Below are 25,209 nucleotides of genomic sequence, written 5' to 3'. Positions count from 1 at the left end.
CCGATCTTGAATATTTTTGCAGGTCACTATACCATCTGTACATGATTGAAAAAATAAATATATACCTCATTAGCCGGTGGAGGAAAGTAGTTTTTGCACTGCTCTCCTTAATCATGTATTATGTGGTATCCTTTTTTCTGCATCCCGATGCTTACTACTGGAAATTCTTTTTTACACAACCGTTGCTCGATCAGATCATCGATGTGACCGTATCATTGCTGTTCTGTCTGATTATTTCAAGGATCAGCATTATCATTAACAGCAAACTGAACGAATCGCTGCCCTGGACCGAAAAAACACTGCAGCGGGCGGTTATACAGACCGGTTTACAGATTTTGTGTATCGTACTGATCATTGCCTTTCAGGTAATTGTGAGCTTTTATGTGTATGATATGGACTGTGAGAACGATCCCTTATGCGATTTTAAAGGACTGTGGAACTGGGTGAGTGCCAGTATTATTATTGCTTTGATTATCAGCGCAATCAATACCAGTAACTATTTTATTGAAAGCTGGAAGAAAACGGCACTCGATGCGGCGGAACATCGTTTGAAAGCAGCCGAAAACAAAAGGGCTGCAGCCGAAGCCGAACTGCTTGCCTTAAAACTGCAGATCGATCCGCACTTTGTATTCAACAACCTGAGTGTACTGTCGGAACTCATATTGGTAGATCAGAAACTGGGGTATGATTACTCCGAAAACTTTTCCAAAGTTTACCGCTATCTTTTGGTAAACTCCAAAAAGGACATCATAAAACTGGCCGACGAATTAAAATTCTTGCGATCCTATATTTTCCTGATTCAGAACAGGGTAGGAAGTGGTGTGTCCTTTGAGATTGCTATTGACGAAACGGCACAAAACTTATATTTACCGCCGTTAACGCTGCAATTCCTCATTGAAAATGCCTTAAAGCACAACAAAACCATCAAAAGCGATCCTCTGAAAATTAAGATCTACAACAGCGGAACCGACACCTTAGTGGTCGAAAATGAACGCATCCCGATACAAAGTGCTGTATTGTCCTCCGGATTGGGACTGAGCAACATCATGGGCCGGTACAAACTGCTCACAGACAGAACTCCCGAAATAATCAAGGACAGCCATACGTTTAAAGTGATAATCCCATTAATAGGCTATGAAGATGAAGATAGTAATTATAGAAGATGAAAAACCGAATGCGGATCGCCTGCAACGACTAATTAAAGAAATTCGCCCGGAGGCGGTAGTGCTGTGCGTACTGGAAAGTATAGCCGAAAGTGTGGCCTGGTTTTCAAACAACAGCAGCCCGGATCTGGTTATGATGGACGTGCGCCTGAGCGACGGACTCAGTTTTGAGATATTCTCCGGTATAAAACTGCTGTGTCCGATAATTTTTACCACGGCTTATGACGAATATGCCGTGAGAGCTTTTAAATTCAACAGCATCGATTACCTGCTCAAACCGGTTGAAAAAGAAGAACTGGAAACCGCTTTTGAAAAGCATGAAAACCAGCCCCATAGCAACCTTCAGAACAGGCTGGACAGTCTGCTGAATTTTGTAACCCATAAAGACTACCGTACCCGGTTTTTACTCCCGTACCGCGACGGCTTTAAAACCTTAATGATCAGTGATGTGGAATACTTTTATTCCGAGCTGAAAGTCACCCGTGCGCGCCTGCTTAACGGTACGGAAGAAGTCGTGCCGCAAACCATGGAAGAACTGGAACACCAGCTGGATCCGAAAACCTTTTTCCGGGCAAACCGCCAGTTTATCATACACATCGATTCGATACAGCATGTGTACAACCACTTTAACTCCAAACTGAAAATCGTACTCAAAAAAAGCAGCGATACCGAGATCATCATCAGCCGTGAAAAAGCGGGGATCTTAAAATCCTGGATGGATTATTAAACGGCTGCCTTACCGGAGCAATGACGGTAATTACCGGTCGTGAACCCCTGTTTTTACTCAGAACGGCTATTCTTCGTTTCAGCAGTAAAAAACGACGTTTCGGTTAATTTCTTATATTTTACAGGGTCTTCCCGTTGTTATTTTGTCGTCTAAAATTATAGTATTCGATAAAATGACAAAGCCAATTTTCCAAAACAACAGGACCTTGATAAAGGTTTTCGTGGTAATGATTATGATAAGCCTCACCTCATGTGGACAAGGAGGCAACGGAGAGGCACCCCAAATGCCCAAGCCGGAAGTCGATTTTTTTATAGCCCAGTCCACAACCGGTGAAGTCGAGAAAAAATACCCCGGCAGCATTGAAGGAAGTGTTAATGTTGATATCAAAGCACAGGTGTCCGGCTATCTTGAAGCGATTTATGTTAAAGAAGGAGAGTATGTACAGCAGGGACAATCCCTGTTTAAAATTAAGGGAGATGTTTTTGCCGAACAGGTAAACAATAGTCAGGCTGCCTATAAAGCGGCTTTGGCAAACCTTTCCAACGCCAGACTGGAAATTGAAAAAATAAAACCGCTGGTAGCCGGAAAAGTAGTTTCAGAAATCCAGCTGCAAACCGCTCAGGCAAATTATGAAGCAGCGGTAGCTCAGGTAGCTCAGGCAAAAGCAGCCTTGGGTTCTTCGAAGCTTAACGCCGATTTCTCACTGATAAAAGCACCGGTAAGCGGTTACATCAGCCGTATTCCGAACCGTATCGGGAACCTGGTTACGCCTAATGATGCTGCACCGTTAACCACTTTATCCGAAATAAACAACGTTTTTGTATACTTCTCAATGAGTGAAGCCGATTATTTGGCAGTATTGAGAGAAGGTATGTCCAAAACACCGGTAAGCCTTATTTTAGCCGACGGAAGTACCTATGAACACAAAGGAAAACTGGAAACGGCAAGCGGAAATATTGACCGTACTACCGGAAGTATTGCACTAAAAGCAATTTTCCCGAATCCGGAAAAATACCTGCGTGCCGGCGGTTCGGCAAGAGTGGTGCTCAATAACAGCCTTTCTGCTGTGCTGACCGTTCCGATGGCAAGTGTAAAAGACATACAGGACAAATTTTTTGTATTTACGCTGACCGCAAACGATAAAGTTGCGATGACCCCTATAGAAATAGCCGGAAGTGCAGGCAATAACTACTTTGTGAGCAAAGGCATAAAACAGGGCGATAAGATCGCACTGAACAACATTGACCTCCTGAACCACGAAATGGTTGTAGTACCCAAAGTAGCAGCTTTAGCGGCTAAAAAATAAACAAACCCATTGATTTAATATAAATAACATTTCCATGTTAAAAAACATAATAGACAGGCCGGTACTGGCTACCGTAATTTCCATTGTATTGGTAATACTTGGAATCATTGGCCTTACAAGATTGTCGGTAACCCGCTTTCCCGATATTTCGCCGCCTACAGTAATGGTGAGCGGTTCCTATCCCGGAGGGAATAGCGAAACCGTTATCCGTTCGGTAGTAACACCGTTGGAAGAACAGATCAACGGGGTGGAAAACATGCAGTACATTAAATCGACTGCCAGTAACGACGGTTCGTTTTCCATCAACGTGGTATTCAAACAGGGTGTCGACCCGGATCAGGCAGCTGTAAACGTACAAAACAGGGTACAGCAGGCAACGCCAAAACTGCCACAGGAGGTAATCCGTATGGGATTAACCACTTCCAAGCAGCAGAACAGTATGATCGTTATCTTTAACCTGTATACAGACGACAACAGCAAATACGACGAATTGTTCCTGCAAAACTATGCGAATATCAATCTGGTACCGCAGATAAAACGGGTACCGGGTGTAGGACAGGCACAGATTTTCGGGGCTAAGGACTATTCGATGCGTGTTTGGCTGGATCCGCGTAAAATGGCAAATGCCGGGCTGATCCCTTCTGATGTAACGCAGGCAATAGCCGACCAGAGTCTGGAATCGGCTCCGGGTAAACTGGGGGAAGAATCAAAATCGGCTTTGGAATACATTATCCGTTACAAAGGGAAAAAGAACAAGCCGGAACAATATGAAGATATCGTTGTTAAAAATGACGGACAGAACATACTGCGTCTTAAAGATGTGGCGCGGGTAGAATTCGGATCCATTTCCTATAGCGGCGATAATATGTCGAACGGTAAAAATGCTGTTACGGTAGCGATCCTGCAAACTTCGGGCTCGAATGCCAATGATATTGAAATAGGCGTTAACCGGGAAATCGAAAGACTGTCGAAATCCTTTCCGCCGGGTGTGAAATACGTAAGTGTAATGAGTACCAAAGAGCGGTTGGATGAAGCCACCGGACAGGTAAAATCGACCTTGATCGAAGCTTTCCTGCTCGTGTTTATAGTTGTGTTTATCTTCCTTCAGGATCTGCGTTCTACGATTATTCCGGCGATAGCTGTTCCGGTAGCGATTGTAGGAACATTTTTCTTCCTGCTGGTATTCGGTTTCACGATCAACATCCTGACGTTGTTTGCATTGGTACTGGCCATCGGTATTGTGGTGGATGATGCTATTGTGGTGGTCGAAGCCGTACACAGTAAGATGGAAGAAGATGCCGGCCTTACGGCTAAAGAGGCTACCCATACGGCCATGTCGGAAATTACCGGGGCGGTAATCTCGATTACACTGGTTATGGCTGCGGTATTTATTCCTATCGGTTTTATGACCGGATCATCGGGGATTTTCTATAAGCAGTTTGCCTATACTTTAGCCATTGCCATTATCATTTCGGCAGTAAATGCATTAACGCTGACGCCGGCTTTATGTGCCTTATTGCTAAAGAATAATCACAGCGGAAACCACCATGATGCGGTGCCGGAAACAAGCTTTAAGCAGCGTTTTTTCACCGGGTTCAATACCGGTTTCAACAACCTGACCGGGAAATACATTAAAGGTGTTCGTTTCCTGATTAACAGAAAATGGCTGGCAGCCGGTCTGGTAACAATTGTGAGTGCGGTTGCTTTCCTGATGATGATGAGCACGCCAAAGAGTTTTGTACCGCTGGAAGACGACGGATTTATGATCTACAGCTTGTCGATGCCGCCGGGAACTGCCCTGGACCGTACAACCGAAGTGGTTAAGAAAATTGAAAAAACACTGGACGGAATGGAAGCCTTTGACAACCATACCAGTATTACCGGATTTAACATCCTGAGCAACAGTGCAAGCCCGGCTTACGGATTAGGATTCTTAAAACTGAAACCGAAAAAAGACAGGGGAGCGGTAAAAGATATTGAAGCCATTTTAAATGATGTCAACGCCAGATTGTCCACGATAAAAGAAGGTTCGATCATGGTACTGCGTATGCCTCCGGTAGAAGGATTCGGAGTAACCAGTGGTGCCGAAATCGTGTTACAGGACCGGACGGCACGTGATCCGGCGGTACTGAAAGCGATGGCCGATAAAGTAATCGGACAGATTATGCAGCAGCCGGGTGTGCAATTTGCTTATACCACTTTCCGTGCCGATTATCCGCAGCTGGAACTGGAAGTTGATGAAGACAAAGCGAAGCTGATGGGCGTAAGCGTCCGGGATCTGTTAAACAATATTCAGACCTATTTTGCAGGAGATCAGTCGGCTGACTTTACCCGTTTCGGGAAATTTTACCGTGTGAATGTTAAGGCAGATGGTATCTTCCGAACTGATGAAGCCGCTTTTAATGAAATATTCGTACGCAACGCCAAAATGGAAATGGTACCGGTTAAAGCCCTGGTTACCCTGAAAAAGGTGTATGGACCGGAATCGGTGAACCGCTATAACCTGTACAACTCCGTTAGTATTACAGCTGTAGCCTTACCGGGTTATAGTAACGGAGAAATTATGGGTAATCTTGAAAAAGTACTGGACACGCTTCCGTCTGATTATACTTATGAATGGACCGGATTGAGTTTAGAAGAAAAATCGGCAGGTAACCAGACGGTAGCCATCTTCGGATTGTGTCTGCTATTTGTATTCTTCCTGCTGGCTGCACAGTATGAAAGCTATTTACTGCCATTGGCGGTATTACTGTCCATACCAACGGGAATATTGGGGGCTTTTGCCGGAATTAAAACGGTAGGACTGGATAACAACATTTATGTACAGGTAGGATTGATCATGCTGGTAGGACTGTTGGCCAAAAATGCCATCCTGATTGTGGAATTTGCATTGCAAAGGCGAAAATCGGGATTATCGATCATTGAAGCCGCGATTGAAGGGGCGAGATCCAGGCTGCGCCCGATTATCATGACCTCACTGGCTTTTATTGTGGGAATGATACCGCTGATGTTTGCCACAGGAGGTACCGCAGTAGGAAATAAATCCATCAGTATAAGTGCTGCGATAGGAATGTTAAGCGGAGTGGTATTAGGTGTTTTTGTCATACCGTTGCTCTTTATATTCTTCCAGTATTTACAGGAAAAGATTTCCGGTAACAACAAAATGAATCAGACTATAAACAGAAACTAATGAAAATAGTAAACAATATAGCGATTGCCTTATGTACCGCCATGATTGCATCGTCCTGTGTGGTGGGTAAAAAATATGCCCGTACGGATTTAAACACTCCGGAACAATACCGGGAACAGCTTGCGGTAACGGGGGATACCCTTTTACTGCCGTGGAAAAGCTTTTATAAAGATCCTTTGCTGGCAGAACTTATCGAAAAGGCACTGGCCAAAAACAACGAAGTGCTTACGGCTGTTAAAAGTATGGAACAGCTGGACCTGGCCTATAAACAGGCGAAGCATTCACTGATGCCCACATTGGAATTTTCAACCGGGGCAAACCGGACCTATCAGTCCAGAAACTCTTTAAACGGCTCGTTAAGCGAGCAGTTTACCGGGAAAAACTATCTGGATGATTATAGTGCAAACCTGAGTCTTTCGTGGGAAGCCGATATCTGGGGCAAGGCAGCTTTGCAGAAAAGAGATGCCAGAGCGGGTTATTTTGCCCAGAAAGAAAACCTTTCGGCATTAAAAACCAGGATCATTGTCCAGGTGGCACAGGCATATTACAACCTTTTGGGACTGGATGAGCAGCTCAAAATTGCTGAGAAAAATATTGAACTATCAGACAATACTTTAGCAATGATGCAATTGCAGTACAAATCCGGGAATATCAATTCGCTGGCAGTCGATCAGGCCGAAGCACAGAAAAAAACAGCTGAATTGCTCGTACCGCTGGCGAAAACAAATATAGCGGTGCAGGAAAATGCCCTGCGGATTTTGTGTGGCGACTATCCGGACAGCATACAGCGTTCGGGCAGCCTGGATGTGAATGCACTGCATGATGTTTTTGACGCAGGTGTTCCGGCGGCACTTTTAAGCCGGAGACCGGATGTAAAAGCAGCAGAATTTGCGGTAATGTCTGCTACGGCAAAAACCGGACTGGCAAAAGCAGCCATGTATCCGAGGCTGAGCATTACCCCGCAAATAGGTGTCAATTCGTTTGAATTTGATAGTTGGTTTGACTTTCCGGGTTCGGTTACCAAAAATATAGCGGCGAATCTGGTGCAGCCAATTTTCCAAAAACGAACGCTGCGCACCGCCTATCAGGTGGCTCAGCTGGAACAGGAAAAAGCGGCGATACAGTTTAAACAATCGTTTCTGGTTGCCGTTGGGGAAGTATCTGACGCCTTGTCAAAAATAAAATATGCCAAAGAACGCCTACAGCTGATAGACCAGAAAACGGCTTCTTTAGAGAAAGCGACAAAAGGAGCGATGCTGCTTTATAAAAGCGGTATGGCAACTTATCTGGAAGTTATTACAGCCCAGAATAACGCCCTTCAAAACGATCTGGAAGTCATTAACCTCAAACTGGAAAAGCTAAATGCGTCCGGCGATTTGTACAGAGCCCTTGGAGGTGGTGTTAATTAGGCTCTGAAACACAAAATTCCTTTTCCGGCATATCCAGTTAATGCTCCTTACTGGGTGTGTCCGGATCAGGTTTTTTGTATATTTATAAGAAATCAGCATTAAGCATCATAACAATTAAAAACAGATGAAAATAATATCCGTCCGGGAAAACCCCGAATATAAAGATAAAGCAATACACTATTTACAGCAGGCATGGCAGGAAGTATCGCCTGTTATATATGAAGACTGCATCACGCATTGTATCCATGCCGAACAGGATTTGCCACAATGGTATTTACTGGAAAAGGATGCGGTGATTATCGGCTGTGCCGGACTGATCACCAACGATTTTATCAGCAGGGGAGAGCTGTACCCGTGGGTTTGTGCTATTTTTATTGAAGCGACACACCGCGGCAATAATTATGGAGCCTTACTGGTTGAAAAAGCAAAAGAGGACACCCGTAAATTTGGTTTTAAATACTTAAACCTTAGTACCGACCATGTGGGGTATTATGAAAAAATGGGGTTCCGCTATATCGGTCAGGGGTATCATCCCTGGGAAGAAGAATCCCGTGTTTACCAGCTTACTTTATAAGTGTCGGTATTATTTCCTGCTGATTCTGGAAATGGAAGAACCGGTAACGGAAGCCGGCTTGTTCCTGTCCTGAATGGCCAGTTCAATAGCCGACAGCAGCAATGCCTTAACTTTTTCGTTTCGGTAATCTTCGGCAGTACTCACCGGAATATGCCGGATCAGTTTCCCCGTACCGGTTAATAATTTGTCCGGATCGGGCAGCAGCGTTCCTTTATTAAAACCTAAATTCAGGTGACTGGTATAGATGGGCAGCATGCAGAAAGCATCCGAAAGTGTGTCGGAAACGGAAAATACAGTAGTGAGCGCATGCGTATGATACAGCAATTCATTGCTTTCGGGATATAATTCCAGTATACAGGCTCTCAGATCGTGAAACAATTCCTGTATGTTTGTTTCTTTTAACTCCAGAAAATACAGGAAATCAGGATGTAGAGGCTTTGCATGTTTCATAATGGCAAAGGGATAAAATTTCCGTTATAGTACTATTCCGGCCGGTTGGAATTCGGCGATATCATGATAGCCAAAAACGGTTATTTCCGGATGTTCCGAAACAAAGGCACGAATGCGGTTTAGTGTTTCGATTCGCAGGCCATCATTATCAGCTCTCATTCTGGCTAACTCATTTACCGGATGTTCCGCATCGGTCAGTTCCACTTTCATATAATAAGCATCCCCGATATAGAATAACCATCCGGATTCGTGTTGTAGCGCCACACCGCAATGTCCGAGGGTATGTCCGAAAAGAGGGATAAGGTATAGCTCCGTATCGGAATTCAGGTTTACTTTACGGGCTTCAAAGCCAAACCAGGTTGCTGTGCTTCCGGCATAGGTTACAATGGTTGGGTTATGATCCAGCTGCTGCGGTAAATATCTCGGATTTCCGCTTTTAAAATTTTGATATTCTTCTACTCCTACATGCACGACCGCATTCGGGAAATCGGCAAGTCCGCCGATATGATCCGGATCCAGATGCGTAATCACGCAATGGGTAACCTTGTCCGGATCGAGCCCGAGCTGTTCGATCTGTTTTATGGCCGTACGCGCTTCGTTAAACTGAAAACCCACAATATCAATCAACGGCTGTCCGATTCGTTCGTCCGGCTTTTGGGTATCCAATAACCCGATTCCGGTATCAACAAGATACAGTTCCGCATTATTTTCAAGTAATAAACAATGTCCGATAACATTATCGTTAACCGGAGAAACAATCTTTAAACAGTTTAAATGGTGCAGCGTCGTCATTTGATTAAAATAAAGGGTTGTAATTTCAGTGTCAAGTTACAAAAGTTCAGGGGTATTGCAGCGGTCTTTGACAAACCTTTTTCCGGCCGGAAGGGTATGTAGCTGATTTTATGCCTTGTTCAGCCGGATCAGTATATCGAGAAAGGCCGTTACCGCTTTTTTTTCATAAACCTCTTTCAGGGAAATTAGCCGTTTACCAATTGGAATGCTGTTTTAAAAGTTCCGGGTTTATGGATCTTTTGATATAAACATAGCGGTTTTTTGCGGTAACATAAAGCGTATCACCATGAGCAGTGAATTCCTGTGTCTGTTTTCCAATTTGCCAGCCAAGCTGTCCGGTTTGGGTAATCAAATCTCCGGTAATTTTGCCTTTTTTTAGATAAAGGACTCCTCTCCACCCGGTATAAGCAGGATCGAACATGTTTTGGGTCAGTACCGAGTCGTTTCTGTCCAAATGAAACAGGTTGTAATTGCCGTTTCCGTAAAACCGGTAAACGCCATAAGTTGTATTACGGTTGTTATGATTGTTTCGCGCTAAGATATTTTGTTGTTGTACACTGCCATTGTAATAAACCGGAAGGAACTCTTCATAGATTACGGTGGTGTCAATTTGCGCCAGTATCGATTTGTCAAAACTGGCTTTATTCTGAAATACTTTAGGATTAACCGGAGCTTGTGAATAGCCGTTTTTAAGAACGGTTGTCTGTAAACAACCCGTCAGAAGTATCAAGAATAAAATCGGGAATAGTTTTTTCAAGGTTTAAAGGGGTGTTTGTAATAGGATAAGGTTATGAATTAAAATTAAATATATAATTCTGATGCGTAGTTAAAATAAGGATTATTTAGGTAAAATTTTTACGCTTTAATAGTACGTTTTTTTACCATGAGTAGATTTGCGTAGTTAAATATTTGTTTCAGTATAGTATAATGCGCATTTTTGTTATGTAATTATTGATAATAATGAAAAAAATAGAGCGAATTGTCCTATTTAACTATGTTGAGTGTAATTTTTCTTAAAATATTAAAATGTAACAATAAAATATTCTAAATAGTAATAGTATGTTTTTCTCTTTAAAAAATAAAAAATTATTTATAGTTGGTTTTATTGTAACGCTGTTATCCTGTAAAACCTCAATAAACAAAACGAACAATGCTTCGGATGTAAATTACATTCCTTATTATTCACAGGTATATAAGGCAGACAGTTTGTTTCTGACTAATAATTTCCAGAAAAGCTATAATATTTTAGATAGTTTGTTTCAAAAGTACGAGCCGCATGAGACTGAAAATATCAATGAATATTCTACTTATATAGCATGCTCGGTATTAACGGGCAATACTGATAATATTGAAACAAAAATAAGAAAAGGGTATTCTAAATTTGGCGGAATAGGAATTACGCATCCTAAAAGAGATAGTATTGGGAAAGTACTTATAAAATATAATCTGTTAACGATTGAAGAAAAAAGAAATCTAAGGAAAGAATATTTTAAACAATTTGACCCGGTTTTACGAAATAGAATAGAAAGAATGTTTAAGGAAGATGAAGCGGCCAGAGTGCCTGAATTGGATTATGTAACAATGAGGTTTTACCAGAAAAAGCATAAAAAAGAAATAAAAGAGATAATTGCTAAATATGGATATCCTGATTATCAGGTAATAGGAAGTACGGGAAGCTTTGAAGAAGTACCGGTTAATTTTATGATAATATTTATGCATCAAAAAGACAGTTTTAAGAAGAAATACTTAAAAATGTTGTATGACAATATGGTTAATGGAAAATTAGCACCGGAAGAGTATGCCATAATAGTGGATAGAACTTATTTAGAAAAGAAAAAATCAATTTACGGAACAATTATACAACCGGGGTTAGCATATCCTAAAAAACTCGATTCCATAAGAGCAACAATTGGTTTACCCAATGTTGATTATCAAATGTGGGCATTTAAGAAAAGATTTCCGGATACTTGAAAGGTATTTTGATAGCCGGTTTCATTATTTCTGATGCATCAAAGTGATTTTTTTTATCATGAGTAGATTTGCGTAGCTAAATATTTGTTTCGGTATAAAATAATGAACAATTTCGTAAATCAATTGTTGATGTGATGAAACATGCTTGGTTAATTATACCCTTAATTATGATACTGTTGTGTATAGTATATATGCTTTATATAAACTTATATGTTATGCCTGTATTGATAATTATTTCTCAGGTTATTGTAATTTATATAAAGATGAAAAATAAAAGGAATCAATAAGTAGCTCTTGTATATAAAAAAGGTTACGAATAAGATTCTTATTGCTTAATTGAAATTTACAGCTGTATAAAAAATAGAATTAAGTGAGCTGAAAAATCGGGAAGGCTATGTTTAAAATAATCGCATTTTTTCTATTGCTAATCCGTTAGTTATTCATCACCCGGTATTCATTAGGCGAATACCCCATACGTTTTTTAAACAACCGGCTAAAATGCTGCGGATATTTAAAACCCAGTTCATAGGCGATCTCACTTACAGATTTGTTGGTATCAAAGATCTTTTCTTTTGCCAGATCCATCAGTTTTAGCTGAATATACTCCTGAGCCGATTTACCGGTTTCCTTTTTGATCAGGTCACCAAAATAATTGGCAGATAGATGCAGTTGTGCCGCACAATAGGCTACAGACGGTAAACCCAGTCGCTGCGGTTTATCGGATTGGAAATAACCGTGAAGCAGATTTTCAAAACGTTCCAGTAATCCTTTATGAACATGGTCACGGGTTACGAATTGGCGGTCATAAAAACGAACGCAGTAATTCAGGAACAGTTCAATATTGCTGACGATCAGTTTTTTGCTGTGTTTGTCAATGGCATGTTCCAGTTCAAACTGGATTTTAGAAAGGCAGTCCACAATCACTTTTCGCTCCGTTTCCGATAAATGAAGCGCTTCAAACACTTCATACGAAAAAAAGGTATAATCGTTGATATTGCGGCCCAGTGAAGTGCCGTGAATCAGATCCGGATGAAACGTCAGCGCATAGCCCTGCGGCTGGTAATGCTGGCCGTTATTTTCAATACCGATAACCTGTCCGGGACCTAAAAAAACCAGCGTTCCTTCCTGGTAGTCATAATAATTACAGCCGTAGCGCATATCGCCGCAATGGATGTCTTTTAAGTAAATGGTATAAAAACCGAAATTCATCCTTTGATGCGGGCGCGGTTCCGATTTTGACAGATCAATCACGCTGACTAACGGATGCAGTGTTTCCTGTCCTAAAAGCTTATTATAATCGCCTACATGATCCAATCTTAAAACTTTGTCCATCACTTTACCATTTTAAACAAATCAAAATTAGTACATTTAAGGATAGGTTTTTTAGTGGTAAACCGCAATCAGTAATATTGGTATGCAATACTGTAATCGGTATAACAAAAGATTGGTAAATAGGTAAGAATTTTGTACCGATGTTAAAAGGAACGCGATACGGAGATTGGTTTCAAACTAATTTTCTGCGGGTCCCAAAGAAGCGGACAACAGGTAGAATCACTAAAATAACATGTATGCAAAAACAATTTATCCGGTTTGTACTTTTCGCCGCCTTCGTACACTTTTTACCATCCTGTAACCCTTCAAAAAATATCAATATGAATGCCAACAGCACTAATGAAAAGGCTATTTTTCCAACAGGAGAAAGAGGTTCTGCCGCTTATTTTTCGGGTACCACCCGGGTTAAAATATTAATCCAAAAAGGAGGTGATGTAAACTATTCCATTGCCAATGTGCAGTTTGAACCGGCTGCCAGAACCAACTGGCACACGCATCCTGCCGGGCAGGTATTACTGGTAACCGAAGGAAGCGGTTTTTATCAGGAAAAAGGGAAACCGGCAATTGCTATTGCAAAAGGCGATACGGTCAATATTCCGGCAAATGTTGAGCACTGGCACGGAGCGGCATCCGGCAGTCATTTTACCCATATTGCGATTACCAGTTATAAAGGGGAAGAAAATGTGGTCTGGCTGGAACCGGTAACCGATGAAGAATACAACAGCATACAATAATTCTATAGAAAACAACAAGCAATAAACAGAAAAACAATGGAAAAATTCACCGTAAAAGCATACGGGACACAGGCTCCCGATGCAGCAATAGCACAACTAAGTATCGACCGCAGAACCGTAACGGCTAACGATGTGGAAATCGAAATCCTGTATTGCGGCGTTTGTCATTCCGATCTGCACACGGCACGCAACGACTGGGGCGGTACGATTTATCCGGCTGTTCCGGGACATGAAATCGTAGGTAGAGTGAGCAGTGTAGGTAGCGGAGTAACCAAATTTAAAGTAGGCGATATCGCTGCGGTTGGTTGTTTGGTCGATTCCTGCAGAGAATGCGAGCAATGTAAAAACGATCTGGAACAATACTGTATTCCGGGATTTACAGGTACCTACAACGGTAAAGACAAACATCTGAACCAGCAGACTTTTGGCGGTTATTCCGAAAAAGTGGTAGTCGACCAGCATTTTGTATTAAAAGTGCCTAAAAACCTGAATCTGGCCGCGGCAGCACCGTTATTATGCGCCGGAATTACCACCTGGTCGCCATTAAAACACTGGAAAGTAGGAAAGGACAGTAAAGTGGCTGTAGTGGGATTAGGCGGACTGGGACACATGGCTATCAAATTAGCAAAAGGACTTGGGGCTCATGTAACATTGTTTTCCCGTTCTCCGGAAAAAGAAAAAGACGCTTTGGAACTGGGCGCCGATCAGGTAATCATTTCAACAAGTGAGGCACAAATGGCTGAGGTAGGCGGCAAATTCGACTTAATTATCGATACCGTTCCTTATGTACATGATGTAAACCATTATATCCCAACCTTAAACATTAACGGTACAATTGTATTGGTAGGCTATTTAGGGGATCTTAACCCGATGCTGAACACCGTTCCGATGATTTTAGGCAGAAAATCGGTTGCCGGCTCTGTTATTGGCGGCATCGCTGAAACTCAGGAATTACTGGATTTCTGCGGAGAGCACAATATCGTTTCGGATATTGAGATCATCAAAATGCAGGATATTAACGAAGCTTATGAACGCATGCTGAAAAGCGATGTGCGTTACCGTTTTGTGATTGATATGGCATCATTAAAAAACTAAAAGGACTCATTATAAATAAAAAAAGGAAAGTCACAGGCTTTCCTTTTTTGTTTAACGGGAATCGGAAATTAGAATTTTGAAGCAAATTCTTTGGCGAAATCTTCCGGTTTTATGGCTCCGGTTACCACGCTGCCCTGTTGGATAAAATCATGCTGGATCGCTCCGTTTCGCAATCCGGCACCCATTTCGGTATACAGTTCCGCAATTTCTTTCGGTACTCCGGCCTGTTGCATACCTTCCAGTGCCTGTTCGTCTGTAAACGTTACCCAGGGTAATACCGGTTTGGCTATGGCTGCTCCCAGTGTAGCGGCTAATTGCGCCGGAGTTGTTACATCGCTTACAACATAACGGATGTTTTTACCGGTAGATTCCTGCTGTAAAGCTTCTGCCGCAGCCACCGCAATATCCGTTGGATGTACCAGCGGTAAAGTCGTATTGGCTTCCATGTTACCGCCCATAATGTTCATGCCTTTGATCATCGGCACATCATTGTAAAAATTGGTGTAGAAATATCCGGCACGCAGATAGGTAATCGCTACTGCATCCAGTTCGTTAAACAGCTGCTCAATATGATATAGCGATTGGATCGGCCCGTTTCCGTCCGGTAAATCGGCCCCAATACTGCTCAGCATCACTACGCGTTTTACGCCCGATTCTTTTATGGCTGCAGCCAATGCTTTACCGGCGTTTACCGTGTTTGTAATGATGTTGCTGCCGCCCATATTGGGAGGTGTCATCGAAAAAACGGCATCGGCACCGTGAAAAGCCTGCTGTAAAAAAGTGGCATCACTAACGGAACCTACGGCTGCTTTTGCTCCTAAGTTTTCTATTTCCGCCTCTCTGTTTGCGCTGCTGGTGATAACCGTTACGGCATGGCCTTCACCAACCAGTTTTTGGGTTAAGGGTTTACCGATATTTCCAAGAGAACCTGCAATTGTAATTTTCATGATATTTTGTTTTTTTATTTGTCATACAAAGGTATCTTTGTACTTACTTTTATACAAGTACTTACCCTAAAGTATGTATTATGACAGCAATTAAAGAATCATCGACCATACAGGAAAACAAGCGTTTTGCCCTGGCGGAATGTCCGGTAACTTATGTAATGGAAAGAATAGGCGGTTACTGGAAACCGATTATCCTCTATCATCTTACTTCCGGCGATAAAAGATATAGTGAACTGAAGCGCGCCATTCCGGCGATCACTGAAAAAATGCTGATTCAGCATTTAAAACAGCTTGAAGCCGATAAACTGATCATCCGGGAAGCAAGACCGGTGGTTCCGCCTTTTGTAACGTATCGGTTAACCAATTCCGGACATGCTTTACAGCCGATTATCAGCGCAATGGCCGCCTGGGCATTTGAAGATATGAAAGGGGCTTTTGAGGGGGAGTAGTGGGATGTGAAGAGGCAAATAGGCAAATAGGCAAAAAGCAAATAGACAAAAAGCAAATAGACAAAAAGCAAATAGACAAAAAGCAAAAAGCAAAAAGCAAGGAGCAAAAAGCAAAAGGCAAATATATTTGGACTATTTAACTTTTGCGGGGCCATGCTTGTGCTATAAAAAAATGCCCGGAGAATAATTACAATTTTTATCTTTATATTACCTAACACCTGATCCCCATGATAGCGCATTTACCATTTTACCTGAGTTTGCTTGTAGCGATTGTACTGCTCATTATGCTGGCCAATAAAGTAAAGATTGCCTATCCGGTGCTGTTGGTAGTGGCGGGACTGGCGATTAGTTTTATTCCCGGCATACCGGCTTTGCATATCAATCCGGAGCTGATTTTCTTTATCTTTTTACCACCGTTGTTATATGAAGCTGCCTGGACGGTTTCCTGGAAAGAAATGTGGCGCTGGCGCAGAATTATTGTCAGCTTTGCCTTTGTGGTGGTGTTTCTGACGGCTATTTCGGTGGCTTTAGTCGCTAATTATTTTATACCCGGCTTTTCGCTGGCCTTGGGCTTTTTACTGGGCGGAATTGTATCACCGCCCGATGCCGTTAGTGCCGGAGCCATTTTGAAGTTTGTAAAAGTACCGCGCCGTGTATCGTCAATATTGGAAGGCGAAAGTCTGTTAAACGATGCGTCCTCCTTAATTATTTTCCGTTTTGCAATGGTTGCCGTAGCGACCGGTCAGTTTGTCTGGCACGAAGCAGCCCTGAGTTTCGGATGGATGGTAATTGGCGGACTGGGTGTAGGATTGCTTACCGGATGGATTTTTATGAAAGCCCATAAATATCTGCCAACGGATGCAAATATGGATATAGTGCTAACGATGGTAGCGCCGTATATCATGTATCTTGCGGCAGAGGAAGTGCATAGTTCGGGGGTGTTGGCAGTTGTGAGCGGCGGTTTACTGTTGTCGAATAACCGGCATTTGTTTCTTAGCGGCACTTCACGGCTAAGAGGCGTTAATGTGTGGGAAAGTTTTTGTTTTATATTAAACGGACTGGTGTTTATCCTGATCGGACTGGATTTGCCGGAGATTACCGCCGGATTGGAAGGCGTGAGTATTGCAACAGCTGTGGGGTATGGTGTATTGATCACCGTGGTGCTGATCGTAGGCCGGATTATAGCGTCCTATGGTGCAGTTGTGGTAACGCTTATTGCCCGTAATTTTATTACAGTGGCCGACAGGCGAAGTCCGGGCTATAAAGTGCCGCTGCTGATAGGCTGGACGGGAATGCGCGGAGTGGTTTCGCTGGCAGCTGCTTTGTCGATTCCGCTAAAACTGGACGACGGTTCACCTTTTCCACAGCGTAACCTGATCCTGTTTATCACCTTTGTGGTAATACTGTTAACGTTACTGGTTCAGGGACTGACCCTGCCGTATCTCATCCGGAAAATCAACATGCCGGATCCGGACCAGCACCTGCCGGAAGAGGAGATTGAACACCAGATCAAAAGGCAATTAGCAGAACATGCGCTTTTGCATTTGCGAACCAATTATAACGAACAGCTCAACACGGAGCCGGTACTGCAGCAAATGGCACTTAAATGGGAACATAACAGCCTGATTGCCGATAATGATCAAATGTCGGAAAAATGCAAGGCAGTATATATGGATATCATTAACCGGCAACGGGAATGGCTGCATGACAAGAACAGGGCAGAAGCAACACTGAATGAAGAGATCATCCGCAAGCATTTGATGTATCTGGACATGGAAGAAATGAAACTCCGGTATCTGTAACTACTTACCCTGAAAAAGTAGTTTTGTGGAATGGGTTACCGTATATTGTAATTTCATGCTGAGCATAAAAATCGGAAAAATCATGCAGAAGATAACTCAAAGAAGAAGAAAGATTAAAAATGGGCTGATCGCCTGAAGAAAACAGTAAAAGCTAAAACTATAAAAAGGCAAGATATATTTTCTTGCCTTTTTATATAAGCGCAACCTACAATATTAAATTGATGAATCAGCATTGTCAGTTTATCATAAATATACTGGCTGTTCTATTGTAATATTGTTACTACGCTTTTCTAACAAATTCAGACTTTAGTCCCATGGCTCCAAAACCATCGATCTTGCAGTCAATATTATGATCGCCGTCCACAAGTCTAATGTTCTTTACCTTGGTTCCCGCTTTGACCGGCCCGGAAGCTCCTTTAACCGGCAAGTTTTTTATTACGATCACCGAATCGCCATCCTGTAAAATGTTCCCGTTGGAATCTTTTACAACCAACTTACCTTCTTCTGCTAATGCTATTGGGTTCCACTCATGGCTGCACTCTGGACAGGCATATAGCTCATCATTCAGGTAATAGCCATAAGCTGATCCACATTGCGGACAATCTTTCATTTCTTCAGACATAATCATTTCTCTGTATTAAAAATTAGTAAATATTTTATCTCAATTGTTAGTGTTTAAACTTTCTTTTTAAATGGTAATATCTTAATCTCACGTAGTCATAATATAATGCTGCCAGAAGTACCAAAACTGCTATCAGCAAAGTTTTCAGTGCTAAGGTGTGATACAATACACCACCCAGAAGACATCCCGAAAAGAAGCAAAAAATAATAATCAGCTTCAGGTTGATGCTTTGCCTGATCTTCTTATAACTGAACATATCCGACCGATAAAAGATCAATTGCGATAGTTCAATCCCCAAGTCGGTAAACAGACCGGTCAGATGTGTTGTCCTTACCACAGAATGTGATACCTTGGTAACAAGTGCGTTTTGAAGTCCCATAGCAAACAACAGCAGGCAGGCTATAACATGTGAACCCCAAAAATCAAATCCCAATAACGATACCAATAATAAGATTATCATCTCAATAAACATTGGAATAAGATAAGAAACGGCTAAATTCTTTCTCATAAACATTTCAATAAGTACACCCGTACAAAAAGCTCCCAAAAGAAAAAACAGGATGTATAATAGAAAAATAGTAGCTGTTGGATAATTTTGGAGCACGACTTCTTCTGAAAAATAAGCAAAATGACCTGTTACATTGGTAGTAAGTACTTTGATTGACATCACTCCGGTTACATTCACAATCCCTGCTACAATAGATAGCATGGATGCTAATTTCAGATTATGGGAATAAGTCCGGTTTTTACCTAAGTGTCTAAACATAATCAACAGAGATTACAACCATGCAAATTTATACAATTATTCATCCCTTACCTTGATTAATGCCATCTATGTTAAAAACAAAAATACCTCATCCTTTTTATGAGGTGTTTCCATTTATCAATCCGGATTTATTTAGCGTTTTTTATCCGGTCGATACGATCATCATTAAGAAGCTCAGCCATCAACCAGGAATACTTTTTAATCTCATTACTGTGAAAGGGAATTTACGTTAGGTGTCCAATTTGTTTTTATTCAACTAAATTGAATGACGGTTCGCCTTTTCCACAACGTAACCTGATCCTGAAAAGTTTATTAAATACAAAATTTTACCTTTGCAGAAAATAATTCCAGATAAAATGAAAGATAAAGTTGTATATATAAGAGGTGATCAATCACTATCAGCTGATTTTAAAAGAGCCGGCAAATTAATCCAGAGTTTTAACACGGCCGATTACGATAATGATACATTAAAGAAATCGATACTTACGGAATTATTAGGCTCCGTTGGAGAAGGAATTACTATTGAACATAATTTTCATTGCGATCTGGGATACAATATCCATGTAGGTAAAAACTTTTATGCCGGATTTAACTGTACGATTCTGGATATGGCCGAAGTACGGATCGGCGACAATTGTCTTATCGCTCCTAACGTGGGAATATACACAGCCGGTCATAATATTCATCCTATAGAAAGACACAAGTCGGGAAATGCCCGTCCGATTATAATAGGAAATAATGTATGGATAGGCGGACACGTGGCTATAGTTGGTGGTGTTGAAATCGGAGATAACTCCATCATAGCTGCCGGATCTGTAGTTCTGAAAAATGTACCTTCAAATACCATAGTGGGTGGAAATCCGGCGAAGATAATTAGAAGCATAACAGATTCTGACTTATAGAAAAAGTTCCTTTGAGATCAGTGCCATTTAAAATTCAGCCGTATTTAACAGGGCTGACTTTCTGGTATTGAGCTATACCTAAATTGGTCTTCCACGACGGTACTCAAGACCTTTAAAAACTCAAAAACAGATAGCTTAGTACGATCTTTTGTTTCAAATTTAATTGCATTATTTGGACATTTCAATTTTTTATTTACATTTGCATAACTGGTTATATAAGTAGGTATATAGTTGAGGTTGTCATAATTTAATCTATCAATAAGTAAGAAGAAAGAACCTTAGGTCTGTTATATGATAACAAAGCATCTCCCGGACAGAAACGGAAGGGGAAAAACATAAAAAGCAAATTAAAAAATACAGTATGGAATTATTTAACAGAACAGGAAAAATGGCGTTGGGCAGCAGACTGCGTTTGCTAACGGCAAAAGTGACCGAAGATGCCGCAAAAATATACGAGATGTATGATGTGGACTTTTCGCCAAAGTGGTTTCCCGTATTATTTATTTTGTCGGAAGACGGGGAAAGAACCATTACCGAAATAGCGGAACAAATCGGGCATTCGCAGCCGTCTGTTACAAAGATCATTAAGGAGATGGCAAAAGCCGGCTTGGTGATGGACAATCTGAAATCGGAAGACAAACGCAGGAATTTAGCAGGATTAACCGAAAAAGGCAAAGAAGTAGCCTACAAAATAATAAACGTACAATCGGCCGATATTGATGCTGCGATTGACGGTGTTATTGCGGAAGCCACACACAACCTTTGGGAAGCGCTTGCAGAATGGGAGTTTTTACTGGAACAAAAATCGATCTTTAAAAGAGTACAGGAGCAAAAAAAATTACGCGAAAGCCAAAAGGTGCAGGTCGTGGAATATGCGCCCCAATACCAATCGGCTTTTAGAGCGCTTAACGAAGAATGGATTTCCTCCTATTTTGAAATGGAAGAAGCCGATTATAAGGCATTGGACAATCCGGAGGAATATATACTAAACAAAGGCGGGAAAATTGTTGTCGCGCTTTACGACGGTGAACCATTAGGCGTTTGTGCCTTAATCAAAATGGAGGATCCGGACTATGATTTTGAAATGGCAAAAATGGCAGTATCGCCCAAAGCTCAGGGGAAAAATATTGGATGGCTATTGGGGCAGGCCATTATTAAGGAAGCTGAAAAATTGGGGGCATCAAAAATATTCCTGGAAAGCAATACCATTCTAAAACCGGCGATCAACCTGTACTATAAAATGGGCTTTCAGAAAATATCGGGACGTCCAACACCCTATAAAAGGGCTAATATCCAGATGGAATTATTGCTAAACGACAAACAGTAATATTCCTCTATTTCGTATATGCTGTAAGGTTTGGTGTACTGCCGGTTTTTATCGGTTGCACCGGAGTACTGTTGCAGGCATACAGCATATACAAAAACTGGGCATCAGAGTTATAAAGACTTTTATATTCATAAAAATGGCATGAATACACAAAACGATATAATAGAAAAAACAAAAATCAGGCGGGTGTACCTGTCCGATTTACACCACATTCAATCCCTTTACAAAGAAAAACACACCAATGTTTCGGATACGAATACGACACCTCAAAACAGCAGATTACTGCTTACGGAAGACTTTGGATTGCCTATAGCCTTAGCCGAATATAACAAAGAAGTAATCGGATATGCCGCTGTTGTAATACATGCCGGGAAACAACCTCAAATACAATTATACTTTAAACAGGGATATCAGCAAACAGCAATCGAAATTTTACTGAATGACTATGCCCGGAAAGTTTTAAGCTCCCTGAACGAAAGCGATCCAAATGCCGGATTTAAACTTGAAAGCGATATTGGTAAAATAGTAAGCTGGCTGAATAAATGCCAGTAGGCCTGATTATCGCTGCTTTTTCTGTAAGAATCAATCCATAATAGTTTTATTCCCTTTTCCCTTTAAGAAAAGCATAGACAGCCATAGCATGGCCATGGCCTAAGCCATATTCGTCTTTAAGCCAGTCTGTAATTTGTGTTGCCTTTATCTCTTTTTTGATCTGCCCGTTTTCGGTAAATCCTTTTTCTTCGGCTATTGCCTGAAAATCGGCAGTCGTTTTGCCGGTTTTCGCCCGGATATTGTCTAAATACGCTTGAAAGGCCATCGTTAATTATTTTTAAGGTTTGTAACAGTGCTGCTCTTATGATAGAAAATATAGGATACCATTAAAACGGCTAAAACGATTAATGGGAAAAAGGTCTCAAAATGCAATCCGTCTACGGCAAAATGACTGATGGAGGCAAATAGAAAATCAAATGTAAAACCGGCGTAGGCCCATTCTTTCAGGCGTTTCGGTGCTTTTGGAACGATAAGTATGATAACGCCCAGGATTTTAAAAACCACTAAGGCATTGCCAAAATATTCCGGATAACCCAAATGCCGGATACCTTCTTTTGCCAGTGCTGTTTGTGACGTTAGTGCCGGCATTACGCCTTCGAACAGGAAGATTAAAATTGTTGCCGACCAGAAAAGGATTCGGTTTGTTTTTGATGAATTCATAATAAATGGTTTAAGCGGTTTGTAATTTCTCAATATCAAATTTTGTCATCTGCATAAATGCGGCAATGACTCTCGGAGCTTTTTCCGGATCAGCCATCAGCTGTGCTAAAACAGCCGGCACGATTTGCCAGGAAACACCAAACTGATCGTTCAGCCATCCACATTGATTGTAAACGCCACCGGCTCCCAGTTTTTCCCAGTAGTAATCAATTTCTTCCTGGGTATCGCATTCCAGGACATAGGAATTGGCAGGAGAGAACTCATATTGCGGACCTCCGTTGAGTCCCATAAACGGAAAGCCGTTCAGCTCAAACCGGACAACCATCGGGTTTTCACTGGTTATTTCAGAATTGGGAAAAACGGAACAATAATAAGCGGCTGCTGCTTTGGCCTGACCATCAAACCATAAACAAGGATAAAGTAATTGTGCCATAGTTGTGTTTTTAAAGAATTTGTTTTTTGTCAAAATAGAGAAGCCAGTGATTGCCGAACGGATCGGTAATATCGCTGATCAGTACCTCCCGGTCGTTTTGTGCTAAAGGCTGGTGGATATGCCCTCCGGCGGCGAGTTTTTCAGCATAATGCCGGATCTCTTCCTCACTGCTGCAATGCAGGGCTAAAGAAACCGAATTGCCTTTATTCAGCCCGTTTTCAGTCACGATATCAGTACCCATTAAAACAAAGGTTTTGGTAATTAAAACCGCCTGTAAAATGCACTGGCGCATTTTTTCGGGCATTTTTTCCGATAAAGGAGCATCGTTAATGCGCTGGAGCATTAATTTTCCACCCAGGCATTCCCGGTAAAAGGACATGGCTTCATTGCAATTGCCGTTAAAAGTAAGATAGGGATGAAGCTGTGCCATATTGTTTTTTATTGTTGCGGTGTGTGATTAAACATCCAGCGAATGCCAAAACGATCCAGGCAGCAACCCCAGTAAGCGCCCCAGAACATATTCTGCAAAGGCATGATATCGGTAGCACCTTCGGATAGGGCGTTAAACAATCGTTCCGTTTCTGCCCGGCTGTCCGGTTCCAGATTGATCGTGGTGTTGTTCCCTACAATTAATTGATGCCCCATAGACGCTAACATGTCTGTACCCATAATGTTGATTCCTCCTAAAACAGGCAGGGAAACATGCATTACCTTGTTAAGCTCATCATCCGGTAAAGGCGGCATTCCTTCATGGGCAGGTATATCTTTGTTATACATAATGCCGCCGTTAAATTCGGTTTTAAAAACAGATTTGTAAAAGGTAAAGGCCTCTTCTGTAGTGCCTTCAAAATTCAGGTAAATAGATACGGTTGCCATTTTTTTATTTTTTAAGGGATTAATAACATTACAAAGTTCCGCAGAAACGGGCAAAATGAAACTGTGTAAAAATGACAACTAAAAGGGCATTTGCGACAAAATGTAGGCTATATTTGTTACAGCATAAATCCTGTTACAATGAAAAACGTTAGTATTTTAGTTCCGGAAACCGCTGTTTTGCAGGCAATAGCAGATCCGCAGTATTTGTTTTCGGCAGTAAACCAATTCATGACGGCATCAGGTCGGCAGCCTTTGTTTAATGTACAGCTGGTCGGTTTAAAAAAGACGATAACACTCAATAACGGCCTTTATACGGTCAATACTACCCAGCTGCTGGAGGATGTCGGGAAAACGGACTTAATCGTAATTCCGGCGCTTTTCGGAGATATGAAAACGGCTGTGGAAGCCAATGAAAAAGTTGTGCCCTGGATAAAAGAACAGTATGCAAACGGGGCAGAAGTAGCTTCCCTTTGCGTGGGCGCTTTTTTACTGGCCGCTACCGGTTTGTTAGACGGAAAAAAATGCTCGACACATTGGGGATTTCAAAATGAATTTCGGGAAATGTATCCTGATGTTGAGGTGGTCGACGGCAGTATTTTAACGGAAGAATCCCGGATCTATTCCAGTGGCGGTGCAAATTCCTACTGGAATCTGTTACTTCATTTAGTAGAAAAATATACCGACCGGGCTACGGCCATTCTGGCTTCAAAATATTTTGCGGTAGATATTGACCGCGAAAGCCAGTCGGCATTTGCGATGTTCCAGGGACAGAAAAACCACAATGACGAAGCGGTAAAACAGGCACAGCTTTTTATTGAGGCGAATACACAGGAGAAAATAACTATTGAAGAACTGGCTAATTTAGTCGCATTGGGACGGAGAAGCTTTGAAAGACGCTTTAAAAAAGCAACCAACAATTCGGTTCTGGAATATATCAACCGGGTAAAAATAGAATTTGCCAAACGCAGTTTTGAAACCAACCGGAGAAATGTAACCGAAGTAATGTATGATATTGGCTATACGGATACCAAAGGATTCCGTACCATTTTTAAAAAAATTACCGGACTGACCCCGATAGAATACCGGAACAAATACAACAAAGGGATTAGCGTTTCCTGATGTGCTGCAAT

General features: G+C 41.7%; 27 protein-coding genes. 15 read left to right on the top strand and 12 right to left on the bottom strand.

What is annotated here, in order from left to right; all coding sequences use genetic code 11:
• The first annotated feature begins 41 nt into the window (after positions 1-41).
• From BGO42_RS14130 to BGO42_RS14105, 6 genes are all read left to right on the top strand, one after another.
• Positions 42-1,166 carry a sensor histidine kinase gene (locus BGO42_RS14130; RefSeq protein ID WP_177733862.1) on the top strand — a complete coding sequence of 375 codons (1,125 nt, stop codon included), beginning with the start codon at positions 42-44 and terminating at the stop codon, positions 1,164-1,166.
• The gene (locus BGO42_RS14125; protein WP_218618713.1) at positions 1,141-1,890 is read left to right on the top strand and encodes a LytR/AlgR family response regulator transcription factor; all 750 of its coding nucleotides are present in this window, start codon (positions 1,141-1,143) and stop codon (positions 1,888-1,890) included. Before BGO42_RS14130 ends, BGO42_RS14125 begins: the two co-directional genes overlap by 26 nt.
• Positions 1,891-2,095: 205 nt before the next feature.
• The gene (locus BGO42_RS14120; protein ID WP_246296976.1) at positions 2,096-3,196 is read left to right on the top strand and encodes an efflux RND transporter periplasmic adaptor subunit; all 1,101 of its coding nucleotides are present in this window, start codon (positions 2,096-2,098) and stop codon (positions 3,194-3,196) included.
• Between the two features lie 34 nt (positions 3,197-3,230).
• Positions 3,231-6,386 (top strand): efflux RND transporter permease subunit, encoded by a 3,156-nt coding sequence (locus BGO42_RS14115; RefSeq protein ID WP_273244690.1) that lies wholly within the window; start codon positions 3,231-3,233, stop codon positions 6,384-6,386.
• The gene (locus tag BGO42_RS14110; protein ID WP_273244692.1) at positions 6,386-7,795 is read left to right on the top strand and encodes a TolC family protein; all 1,410 of its coding nucleotides are present in this window, start codon (positions 6,386-6,388) and stop codon (positions 7,793-7,795) included. Before BGO42_RS14115 ends, BGO42_RS14110 begins: the two co-directional genes overlap by 1 nt.
• Before the next feature lie 124 nt (positions 7,796-7,919).
• The gene (locus BGO42_RS14105; protein ID WP_273244694.1) at positions 7,920-8,369 is read left to right on the top strand and encodes a GNAT family N-acetyltransferase; all 450 of its coding nucleotides are present in this window, start codon (positions 7,920-7,922) and stop codon (positions 8,367-8,369) included.
• Positions 8,370-8,378: 9 nt separating this feature from the next.
• Here BGO42_RS14105 and BGO42_RS14100 read toward each other — a convergent pair whose 3' ends face one another.
• From BGO42_RS14100 to BGO42_RS14090, 3 genes are all read right to left on the bottom strand, one after another.
• Positions 8,379-8,819 carry a DUF1801 domain-containing protein gene (locus BGO42_RS14100; protein ID WP_273244696.1) on the bottom strand — a complete coding sequence of 147 codons (441 nt, stop codon included), beginning with the start codon at positions 8,817-8,819 and terminating at the stop codon, positions 8,379-8,381.
• A gap of 24 nt (positions 8,820-8,843) precedes the next feature.
• On the bottom strand, positions 8,844-9,611 hold the full coding sequence (locus tag BGO42_RS14095) for an MBL fold metallo-hydrolase (protein ID WP_273244698.1): 768 nt from the start codon (positions 9,609-9,611) through the stop codon (positions 8,844-8,846).
• A 193-nt stretch (positions 9,612-9,804) separates the two neighbouring features.
• Positions 9,805-10,368, bottom strand: a complete 564-nt coding sequence (locus BGO42_RS14090; protein WP_273244700.1) for a hypothetical protein — start codon at positions 10,366-10,368, stop codon at positions 9,805-9,807.
• 302 nt (positions 10,369-10,670) lie between these two features.
• On the opposite strand from BGO42_RS14090, the gene BGO42_RS14085 reads away from it, so the two are divergent.
• Complete coding sequence (locus tag BGO42_RS14085) at positions 10,671-11,582, top strand: hypothetical protein (RefSeq protein WP_273244702.1); 912 nt, start codon at positions 10,671-10,673, stop codon at positions 11,580-11,582.
• Positions 11,583-12,014: 432 nt separating this feature from the next.
• Here the strand turns inward: BGO42_RS14085 and BGO42_RS14080 are convergent, their stop codons facing one another.
• A complete protein-coding gene (locus BGO42_RS14080; protein ID WP_273244704.1) occupies positions 12,015-12,914 on the bottom strand; it encodes a helix-turn-helix domain-containing protein in 900 nt (299 codons plus the stop codon).
• A 236-nt stretch (positions 12,915-13,150) separates the two neighbouring features.
• Between BGO42_RS14080 and BGO42_RS14075 the strand changes: the two genes are divergently transcribed.
• Both BGO42_RS14075 and BGO42_RS14070 read left to right on the top strand, forming a co-directional pair.
• Positions 13,151-13,648: a (R)-mandelonitrile lyase gene (locus tag BGO42_RS14075; RefSeq protein ID WP_273244706.1), complete on the top strand. Its 498-nt coding sequence runs from the start codon at positions 13,151-13,153 to the stop codon at positions 13,646-13,648.
• Positions 13,649-13,684: 36 nt separating this feature from the next.
• On the top strand, positions 13,685-14,743 hold the full coding sequence (locus BGO42_RS14070) for an NAD(P)-dependent alcohol dehydrogenase (protein WP_273244708.1): 1,059 nt from the start codon (positions 13,685-13,687) through the stop codon (positions 14,741-14,743).
• 68 nt (positions 14,744-14,811) lie between these two features.
• Here BGO42_RS14070 and BGO42_RS14065 read toward each other — a convergent pair whose 3' ends face one another.
• Complete coding sequence (locus BGO42_RS14065) at positions 14,812-15,690, bottom strand: NmrA family NAD(P)-binding protein (RefSeq protein WP_273244710.1); 879 nt, start codon at positions 15,688-15,690, stop codon at positions 14,812-14,814.
• A gap of 80 nt (positions 15,691-15,770) precedes the next feature.
• On the opposite strand from BGO42_RS14065, the gene BGO42_RS14060 reads away from it, so the two are divergent.
• Together BGO42_RS14060 and BGO42_RS14055 are read left to right on the top strand one after the other, a co-directional pair.
• The gene (locus BGO42_RS14060; protein ID WP_177733882.1) at positions 15,771-16,139 is read left to right on the top strand and encodes a winged helix-turn-helix transcriptional regulator; all 369 of its coding nucleotides are present in this window, start codon (positions 15,771-15,773) and stop codon (positions 16,137-16,139) included.
• Positions 16,140-16,366: 227 nt separating this feature from the next.
• Positions 16,367-17,941 (top strand): Na+/H+ antiporter, encoded by a 1,575-nt coding sequence (locus tag BGO42_RS14055; protein ID WP_177733884.1) that lies wholly within the window; start codon positions 16,367-16,369, stop codon positions 17,939-17,941.
• A 280-nt stretch (positions 17,942-18,221) separates the two neighbouring features.
• On the opposite strand, the gene BGO42_RS14050 is transcribed toward BGO42_RS14055, so the two are convergent.
• Both BGO42_RS14050 and BGO42_RS14045 read right to left on the bottom strand, forming a co-directional pair.
• Complete coding sequence (locus tag BGO42_RS14050; RefSeq protein ID WP_177733886.1) at positions 18,222-18,563, bottom strand: zinc ribbon domain-containing protein YjdM; 342 nt, start codon at positions 18,561-18,563, stop codon at positions 18,222-18,224.
• Positions 18,564-18,609: 46 nt separating this feature from the next.
• Positions 18,610-19,329, bottom strand: a complete 720-nt coding sequence (locus tag BGO42_RS14045) for a YoaK family protein (RefSeq protein ID WP_177733888.1) — start codon at positions 19,327-19,329, stop codon at positions 18,610-18,612.
• 356 nt (positions 19,330-19,685) lie between these two features.
• Between BGO42_RS14045 and BGO42_RS14040 the strand changes: the two genes are divergently transcribed.
• The 3 genes from BGO42_RS14040 to BGO42_RS14030 all read left to right on the top strand — a co-directional run bounded on the left by BGO42_RS14040 (position 19,686) and on the right by BGO42_RS14030 (position 22,110).
• The gene (locus tag BGO42_RS14040; RefSeq protein ID WP_273244714.1) at positions 19,686-20,231 is read left to right on the top strand and encodes a sugar O-acetyltransferase; all 546 of its coding nucleotides are present in this window, start codon (positions 19,686-19,688) and stop codon (positions 20,229-20,231) included.
• Between the two features lie 361 nt (positions 20,232-20,592).
• On the top strand, positions 20,593-21,558 hold the full coding sequence (locus BGO42_RS14035; protein ID WP_273244716.1) for a bifunctional helix-turn-helix transcriptional regulator/GNAT family N-acetyltransferase: 966 nt from the start codon (positions 20,593-20,595) through the stop codon (positions 21,556-21,558).
• Between the two features lie 141 nt (positions 21,559-21,699).
• Entirely contained in the window at positions 21,700-22,110 is a 411-nt protein-coding gene (locus tag BGO42_RS14030; protein WP_273244718.1) for a hypothetical protein, read from the top strand.
• A 46-nt stretch (positions 22,111-22,156) separates the two neighbouring features.
• Here the strand turns inward: BGO42_RS14030 and BGO42_RS14025 are convergent, their stop codons facing one another.
• The 5 genes from BGO42_RS14025 to BGO42_RS14005 are packed head-to-tail and all read right to left on the bottom strand — an operon-like array spanning position 22,157 to position 24,079.
• The gene (locus tag BGO42_RS14025; RefSeq protein ID WP_273244720.1) at positions 22,157-22,375 is read right to left on the bottom strand and encodes a DUF4287 domain-containing protein; all 219 of its coding nucleotides are present in this window, start codon (positions 22,373-22,375) and stop codon (positions 22,157-22,159) included.
• 2 nt (positions 22,376-22,377) lie between these two features.
• Positions 22,378-22,770, bottom strand: coding sequence for a DoxX family protein (locus BGO42_RS14020; RefSeq protein WP_273244722.1), 393 nt, complete (start codon positions 22,768-22,770; stop codon positions 22,378-22,380).
• A gap of 10 nt (positions 22,771-22,780) precedes the next feature.
• Positions 22,781-23,203 carry a VOC family protein gene (locus BGO42_RS14015; protein ID WP_273244724.1) on the bottom strand — a complete coding sequence of 141 codons (423 nt, stop codon included), beginning with the start codon at positions 23,201-23,203 and terminating at the stop codon, positions 22,781-22,783.
• 10 nt (positions 23,204-23,213) lie between these two features.
• Positions 23,214-23,633, bottom strand: coding sequence for a VOC family protein (locus BGO42_RS14010; RefSeq protein WP_177733903.1), 420 nt, complete (start codon positions 23,631-23,633; stop codon positions 23,214-23,216).
• 8 nt (positions 23,634-23,641) lie between these two features.
• Positions 23,642-24,079 (bottom strand): VOC family protein, encoded by a 438-nt coding sequence (locus BGO42_RS14005; protein ID WP_273244726.1) that lies wholly within the window; start codon positions 24,077-24,079, stop codon positions 23,642-23,644.
• Positions 24,080-24,217: 138 nt separating this feature from the next.
• Here BGO42_RS14005 and BGO42_RS14000 point away from each other — a divergent pair, with 138 nt between their 5' ends.
• Positions 24,218-25,198, top strand: a complete 981-nt coding sequence (locus BGO42_RS14000) for a GlxA family transcriptional regulator (RefSeq protein ID WP_273244728.1) — start codon at positions 24,218-24,220, stop codon at positions 25,196-25,198.
• The last annotated feature ends 11 nt before the right edge of the window (positions 25,199-25,209 follow it).

It is taken from the genome of Flavobacterium sp. 40-81, assembly GCF_001898245.1.
GTDB classification, from domain to species: Bacteria; Bacteroidota; Bacteroidia; order Flavobacteriales; family Flavobacteriaceae; genus Flavobacterium; species Flavobacterium inviolabile.
The sequence above is the reverse complement of the archived record's forward strand: the minus strand, read 5'-3'. Positions and strand labels throughout refer to the sequence as shown.

Excerpts from the sequence above, each read along its gene's own strand:
- BGO42_RS14025 (WP_273244720.1), bottom strand. The coding sequence starts at position 22,375 with ATGGCCTTTCAAGCGTATTTAGACAATATCCGGGCGAAAACCGGCAAA.
- BGO42_RS14110 (WP_273244692.1), top strand. The coding sequence starts at position 6,386 with ATGAAAATAGTAAACAATATAGCGATTGCCTTATGTACCGCCATGATT.
- BGO42_RS14125 (WP_218618713.1), top strand. The coding sequence starts at position 1,141 with ATGAAGATAGTAATTATAGAAGATGAAAAACCGAATGCGGATCGCCTG.
- BGO42_RS14040 (WP_273244714.1), top strand. The coding sequence starts at position 19,686 with ATGAAAGATAAAGTTGTATATATAAGAGGTGATCAATCACTATCAGCT.
- BGO42_RS14050 (WP_177733886.1), bottom strand. The coding sequence starts at position 18,563 with ATGTCTGAAGAAATGAAAGATTGTCCGCAATGTGGATCAGCTTATGGC.
- BGO42_RS14130 (WP_177733862.1), top strand. The coding sequence starts at position 42 with ATGATTGAAAAAATAAATATATACCTCATTAGCCGGTGGAGGAAAGTA.
- BGO42_RS14095 (WP_273244698.1), bottom strand. The coding sequence starts at position 9,611 with ATGACGACGCTGCACCATTTAAACTGTTTAAAGATTGTTTCTCCGGTT.
- BGO42_RS14020 (WP_273244722.1), bottom strand. The coding sequence starts at position 22,770 with ATGAATTCATCAAAAACAAACCGAATCCTTTTCTGGTCGGCAACAATT.
- BGO42_RS14010 (WP_177733903.1), bottom strand. The coding sequence starts at position 23,633 with ATGGCACAGCTTCATCCCTATCTTACTTTTAACGGCAATTGCAATGAA.
- BGO42_RS14055 (WP_177733884.1), top strand. The coding sequence starts at position 16,367 with ATGATAGCGCATTTACCATTTTACCTGAGTTTGCTTGTAGCGATTGTA.
- BGO42_RS14000 (WP_273244728.1), top strand. The coding sequence starts at position 24,218 with ATGAAAAACGTTAGTATTTTAGTTCCGGAAACCGCTGTTTTGCAGGCA.
- BGO42_RS14060 (WP_177733882.1), top strand. The coding sequence starts at position 15,771 with ATGACAGCAATTAAAGAATCATCGACCATACAGGAAAACAAGCGTTTT.
- BGO42_RS14030 (WP_273244718.1), top strand. The coding sequence starts at position 21,700 with ATGAATACACAAAACGATATAATAGAAAAAACAAAAATCAGGCGGGTG.
- BGO42_RS14105 (WP_273244694.1), top strand. The coding sequence starts at position 7,920 with ATGAAAATAATATCCGTCCGGGAAAACCCCGAATATAAAGATAAAGCA.
- BGO42_RS14035 (WP_273244716.1), top strand. The coding sequence starts at position 20,593 with ATGGAATTATTTAACAGAACAGGAAAAATGGCGTTGGGCAGCAGACTG.
- BGO42_RS14085 (WP_273244702.1), top strand. The coding sequence starts at position 10,671 with ATGTTTTTCTCTTTAAAAAATAAAAAATTATTTATAGTTGGTTTTATT.
- BGO42_RS14080 (WP_273244704.1), bottom strand. The coding sequence starts at position 12,914 with ATGGACAAAGTTTTAAGATTGGATCATGTAGGCGATTATAATAAGCTT.
- BGO42_RS14075 (WP_273244706.1), top strand. The coding sequence starts at position 13,151 with ATGCAAAAACAATTTATCCGGTTTGTACTTTTCGCCGCCTTCGTACAC.
- BGO42_RS14005 (WP_273244726.1), bottom strand. The coding sequence starts at position 24,079 with ATGGCAACCGTATCTATTTACCTGAATTTTGAAGGCACTACAGAAGAG.
- BGO42_RS14045 (WP_177733888.1), bottom strand. The coding sequence starts at position 19,329 with ATGTTTAGACACTTAGGTAAAAACCGGACTTATTCCCATAATCTGAAA.
- BGO42_RS14100 (WP_273244696.1), bottom strand. The coding sequence starts at position 8,819 with ATGAAACATGCAAAGCCTCTACATCCTGATTTCCTGTATTTTCTGGAG.
- BGO42_RS14065 (WP_273244710.1), bottom strand. The coding sequence starts at position 15,690 with ATGAAAATTACAATTGCAGGTTCTCTTGGAAATATCGGTAAACCCTTA.
- BGO42_RS14015 (WP_273244724.1), bottom strand. The coding sequence starts at position 23,203 with ATGGCACAATTACTTTATCCTTGTTTATGGTTTGATGGTCAGGCCAAA.
- BGO42_RS14070 (WP_273244708.1), top strand. The coding sequence starts at position 13,685 with ATGGAAAAATTCACCGTAAAAGCATACGGGACACAGGCTCCCGATGCA.
- BGO42_RS14115 (WP_273244690.1), top strand. The coding sequence starts at position 3,231 with ATGTTAAAAAACATAATAGACAGGCCGGTACTGGCTACCGTAATTTCC.